This is a genomic window from Methylobacterium sp. AC433 (genome assembly GCF_979253015.1).
Window position 1 is genome coordinate 1 of sequence record NZ_CEEDBN010000048.1, and the last position, 881, is coordinate 881.

Below are 881 nucleotides of genomic sequence, written 5' to 3' on the forward strand. Positions count from 1 at the left end.
GGCTCGGGCGGCCTGTTCTCCGGGCCGCTGGTGGCCGACCGCTTCTCGGCCGGCTCCAAGTCCGCCCTCATCCCCGAGCAGGTGGTGCCCCGCGACGGGGCCATCAGCGTGCCCTATGCCGGGCGCATCCAGGTGGCCGGACGCCGGCCCCAGGACGTGCAGGCGCTGATCGAGACCGAACTCGCCGGCAAGGCGATCCAGCCCCAGGTGCTGGTCTCGGTCACCAAGGCCATTTCCCAGACCGTGACCGTCACGGGCGAGGCCACGGGCGGCGGGCGCGTGCCGCTCTCGGGCAAGGGCGACCGCCTGCTCGACGTGGTGGCCACCGCCGGCGGCGTGCGCGCGCCGGTCAACGAGACCTTCGTGCGCCTCTCGCGCGGCCCGCAGACCGCCACGGTGCCGCTGACCACGGTGGTGTCGAACCCGGCCGAGAACATCTTCCTGCGCCCGGGCGACACCCTGACCCTGGTGCGCGATCCCCAGACCTTCCTGGCGGTGGGCGCGCTGGGCAACTCCACCGAGATCCCGTTCCAGGCCGAGGGCATCACGCTCGCCCAGGCCCTGGCCAAGGCGCGCGGCCTGTCCGACTTCCAGGCCGACCCCTCCGGCACCTTCATCTTCCGCTTCGAGCCCGCCGCGGTGGTGCGCCGCCTCAAGCCCGGCAGCCCGCTGCTGGGCACGCCCCTGGTGCCGGTGGTCTACCGCATCAACATGCGCGACCCCAACAGCCTGTTCCTCACCCAGGCCTTCCGCATGCGCAACCGCGACCTCGTCTACGTCTCCAACGCCCCCTTCACCGAGGTCCAGAAGGTCCTCTCCGTCTTCTCCACCATCACCGCACCCGTCTCCGCAGGCGCCTCCCTCTACGCAACCGCGCGGTA

At 72.2% G+C, this 881-nt stretch carries 1 protein-coding gene; it reads left to right on the top strand.

The features are described 5' to 3' along the window. Window positions 1–881 (top strand): polysaccharide biosynthesis/export family protein (locus tag AC0IWM_RS23680; protein ID WP_471759120.1); only part of this gene is annotated, 881 nt, incomplete at both ends.